The organism is Variovorax sp. 01T439_2, assembly GCF_056398445.1.
This window is the reverse complement of sequence record NZ_JBFTPJ010000976.1, coordinates 1-4,045: the sequence shown is the minus strand read 5'-3', so window position 1 is coordinate 4,045 and position 4,045 is coordinate 1. Positions and strand designations below refer to the sequence as shown.

Annotated in this window: 4 protein-coding genes and 1 pseudogene; 2 read left to right on the top strand and 3 right to left on the bottom strand. The window is 70.5% G+C overall.

The genetic code is table 11. The features are described from left to right. On the top strand, positions 1–1,146 hold a 1,146-nt coding region (locus AC1DOC_RS30670; protein ID WP_478131226.1), incomplete at its 5' end, for an acyltransferase family protein. Here the strand turns inward: AC1DOC_RS30670 and AC1DOC_RS30665 are convergent. Beyond that, the gene (locus tag AC1DOC_RS30665; RefSeq protein ID WP_478080819.1) at positions 1,082–1,501 is read right to left on the bottom strand and encodes a PaaI family thioesterase; all 420 of its coding nucleotides are present in this window, start codon (positions 1,499–1,501) and stop codon (positions 1,082–1,084) included. The genes AC1DOC_RS30670 and AC1DOC_RS30665 overlap by 65 nt on opposite strands. Before the next feature lie 456 nt (positions 1,502–1,957). Between AC1DOC_RS30665 and AC1DOC_RS30660 the strand changes: the two genes are divergently transcribed. Continuing rightward, positions 1,958–3,196, top strand: a complete 1,239-nt coding sequence (locus tag AC1DOC_RS30660) for a DUF4139 domain-containing protein (protein WP_478131225.1) — start codon at positions 1,958–1,960, stop codon at positions 3,194–3,196. 18 nt (positions 3,197–3,214) lie between these two features. Here AC1DOC_RS30660 and AC1DOC_RS30655 read toward each other — a convergent pair whose 3' ends face one another. Beyond that, entirely contained in the window at positions 3,215–3,664 is a 450-nt protein-coding gene (locus AC1DOC_RS30655; RefSeq protein ID WP_015866405.1) for a Fur family transcriptional regulator, read from the bottom strand. A 35-nt stretch (positions 3,665–3,699) separates the two neighbouring features. Continuing rightward, positions 3,700–4,045 (bottom strand): annotated as a pseudogene (locus AC1DOC_RS30650) (ribosome biogenesis GTPase YlqF); the annotation flags it as partial.

The window sequence follows — 4,045 nt, the reverse complement described above, 5'->3', positions numbered from 1 at the left end:
ATGTACTACGTGGCCGACTGGCCCTGGCACCTCAAGAGCCCGCATGCCGCCGAATGGCTGCAGTGGCCGATGCGCGTGCTCAACCTCTGGCGCATGGACCTGGTGTTCCTGGTCTCGGGCGTGTCGCTGGGCTTCCTGAGCCGCAGCCACGGCACCTGGAGCCTGCTGCGCAGCCGCGGCGTGCGGCTGATGCTGCCGCTGGCCTTCGGCATGGCGGTGGTCGTGCCCTACCAGGCCTATGCCCAGGGCGTGGCCAGCGGCCTGGTGGCGCCGGGCTTCGGTGCCTTCCTGCTGCGCTATCTTTCGATGGGCGATCCGTGGCCGAAGGCGGCCTTCGACGGCGCGGAGCTCGGCATGACCTGGAACCACCTCTGGTACCTGCCCTACCTGTTCAGCTACACGGCGCTCATCGCGCTCACGCTGCCGCTGTGGCGGTCACCCGCCGGCCAGTGGATGCGCCGCCGATTCAACGGGCTGCGCGGCTGGAAGCTGCTGCTCCTGCCGGCGCTTCCGCTGTTGGTCTGGACGATGCTGCTGGCGCGGCACTTTCCGCCCACGCACAACCTGGTCCGCGACTTTCACCTGCACAGCATCTACTTCACCGTGTTCCTCTACGGCTACTGGATGGGCGTGGACACGGGCGTGTGGCGCGAACTGGAGCGCCTGCGGCGGGTGTCTCTGGCGCTGGCCGCAGCGGCGATCACCGCCTTCATCGTGCTGCGGCTCGGCGCCAAGGGCCCGCCCTCCGGCGTACCGATGGACGCCCTGCGCATGCTCTACCTGTGGCTGGCGGTCGCCACCATCCTGGGCCACGGCCACCGCCACCTGAACCGTCCGTGGCCCTGGCTGCGCTGGGCCAACGAGTCGGTGTACCCGTGGTACGTGCTGCACCAGACGCTGATCATCGCGGGCGTTGCGCTGCTGGCCCCGCTGGCGCTGGGACCGGTGCTGGAGCCCACGCTGCTGGTCGTGCTGACCATCGCGGGCTGCTGGCTGCTCAACGACGGGCTGATCCGCCGCTTCAACGGGCTGCGGCCGCTGTTCGGGCTCAAGCCCCGGCGCGCCAGCGCCAAGGCGGCAGTCACTTTGCGGGCGGAGGCTCTTCCACCGGAACCAGGATGGCAGTCCCCGTCGCCACGAGCTTGAGGCTGTCGCCATCGCCCTGGCCATAGAGCTCGGCGGTGGTGAACACCTGCTTGCGCCCCGCCTTCACCACCTTGCCGCGTGCGATGAAGGCACGGCCCAGCGCGGGCGACAGGCAATTCACCGAGAAGTGCGAGGCGAGTACGCGGCCCGCCACCGTGGCGGCCGCGAAGCCGCAGGCGGTGTCGAGCATGGCGCCGATCAACCCGGCATGCAGGAAGCCGGCGTACTGGCCCATGTCTTCCTCGCGCCATTGCATGCGCAATTCGGCTTCGCCGTCGGCGGCGCGCGTGACCTCGAAGCCGGCCCAGCGGTTGAAGGCAGCGGTCTTGTTGATGGCCTGGATGGTGTCGAGCATGGAAGGTCTCCTTGGAGCGGAAATGCACGGGCGATGCGCACGAGCCACTCTACGAAGCGCAGCCGCCATGCCTCGTCGCGCGCGCGACCGGCCGCGGCGCCGCGGTTGCGTTGGCGACAGCAACGCCCGCGTCGAAAAAATTCCGCGAAGGCTTAACCCCGTTGGACGAGCCCGGCCGTATGAGTGGAGACAAGCCATCCATCCACTTTCGAAGGTTCTCCATGCAAGCACCCTCCTCCGCCTTCTTTCTTCTCCGTGCCACCTTCTCCGCCACCGCCTGGCTGGCGGCAAGCGCCGGCGCCCATGCGCAAGCCGCAGCCGACAACTCGCGCATCACCCAGGTCAAGGTCTATCCCGGCAGCGCCACGGTGGAGCGCGTCGCGCGGGTGGCGGCCGGCAGCCGGTCGGTCACCTTCGCCTGCCTGCCCGCGAGTCTCGACGTGCAGAGCCTCCGGCATGGTGACGGGCTACCTCAAAGGCCTCTCGGGCGGCAGCGGCGAATCGGCCCAGGGCGCCCGCGCGCCGATGGATGCACGCAACCTCGCGGCCATGGCCGAGGCGATGCGCCGCACCGGGCAGGACTCATTGCTCAAGCAGCACCAGATCCAGCGCAGGCAAGCCGACATCGACCGGCAGCTCAATCCGCTGCTGGCCGAACGCAAGCGCTCGCAAGGCCACGGCGCGCAGGTGATGGCCGTGACCGTGACGCTGGCCGCCAGCGCCGATGCCGACGTGAAGCTGAGCTACCAGGTCGCCGGCCCCGGCTGGACGCCCAGCTACCGCGCGCTGCTCGACACCGCCACGAGCAAGGTGCGCATCGAGCGCCAGGCGCTGGTGGCGCAGGCCACGGGCGAAGACTGGCGCGGCGTGAAGCTGGTGCTCTCCACCGGCCAGCCGCGCCGCGAAACCGCGAGCCGCGCGCCCACGGCGTGGCGCATCGGCATCGAGCCGCCGCCGCGTGTCCAGGGGGGCATGGCCGCGATGATGGCGCCGGCGCCCGCCGCGCCCGCCGCATCCGCCGACCGGCTTGCCATGGCCGAGGCCACGGAGCCCCTGTTCGACGTGAACCTGTTCGACAACAGCTTTGCCACCGAATTCGCGGTGCCGCAGAGCATCGACGTGCCCTCCAGCGGCCAGCGCGTGACACTGGCGCTGGGCCAGCACGAAGACACGGCCAAGCTCGCGGCTCGCACCAGCCCGCGCGTGGATGCCAGCGCCTTCCTGGTGGCCGAGCTCGCGCAGCCGGCCGGCGTATGGCCGGCCGGTGCGCTGCAGCTCTACCGCGACGGCAACTTCGTCGGCACCGGCCGGTGGAGCGCGCCGAACGACGCCAGGCTCACGCTCTCCTTCGGCCGCGACGAACTGGTGCGCGTGCAGGCCGAGCCCGAGAACGACAGCCAGGGCACGGGCGGTTTCGCCGGCTCGCGCGCCGAGCGCAAGGTGCAGCGCGCCTACGTGGTGGAGAACCGCCACCGCACGCCGATCGCGGTGCAGGTGCTCGAGGCGGCGCCGGTCTCGGTCGACGAACAGGTGCGCGTGGCTGCGCAGTTCTCGCCGCAGCCCGGCGAGCTGGCCTGGAACAAGCAGCCCGGGCTCGCCATGTGGCGCTTCGACCTGGAGCCCGGCAAGACCGCGCGCGTCGCGGCCRACTACAGCATCAGCTACCCGAAGGACGCGCGCCTGCAGATGCGCTGACCTGCCTGCCGCCGGGCGTCAGTGGGCCTTGGGCGACCGCGCCTTGCGGGCGGCACCGGCGCAGGCCGCGCACACGCCGTGCAGCGTCACTTCATGGCTCTTCACCTGGAAGCCCTTGGGCACCAGGTCGGTCATCGGCCCGGGGCAGGCATGCAGCATGAAGACCTGCCCGCAGCTGCTGCAGTGAAAGTAGTGATGGTGGTGGTCGGCCTCTTCGCCGTGCTGGTGCGAATGGCGGTGCGCATCGGGCTTGCAGGCCACTTCGTAGCGCGCCGGCTCGCCGGGCAGCTCGACCTTGGCGATCTCGCCGTCGGCCAGCAGCATGGAGACCTGGCGGTACACGGTGGAGAGGCTGATCTCGGGCACGATGGCGCGGGCGCGCTCGAGGATTTCAGGTGCGGTCAGCACCAGGCCGGTGTCGCTGAAGGCCGAGAAGACCGCGTTGCGTTGGCGCGTGAGGCGTTGCATGGCTCGATGATAGTGGGCGGGTGGCCTCCAGCCGGTCAGTCCGGCCGTGGCCCTTCGCCCTCGGCCGATTCGGCAGCCGGCTTGCGCTTCTTGCCGCGCGCGGCCTTCTTGGCCGTACGCTCCGCATCGGCGCGCAGCCCCTCCGCGAGCCACTGCGCAAACTCCTCGGGCGTCTCGAGCGTGACGCGCCCGAGGTTGCCCGCGCGGAACTCGTGCATCACGATCTCGGCCGCCTTCTGCAGGTTGACGCGGCCCTTGCCCAGCAGCGCGCCGCGCTTGCGGCCGATGGCGTCGAGCACTTCCTCGTCCTTCATGGCGGCAATGGCCGCGGCGTCGTGCTCGGCCAGCTTGAAGCGCTCGGTGATGCCCGCCGCGTAGTGC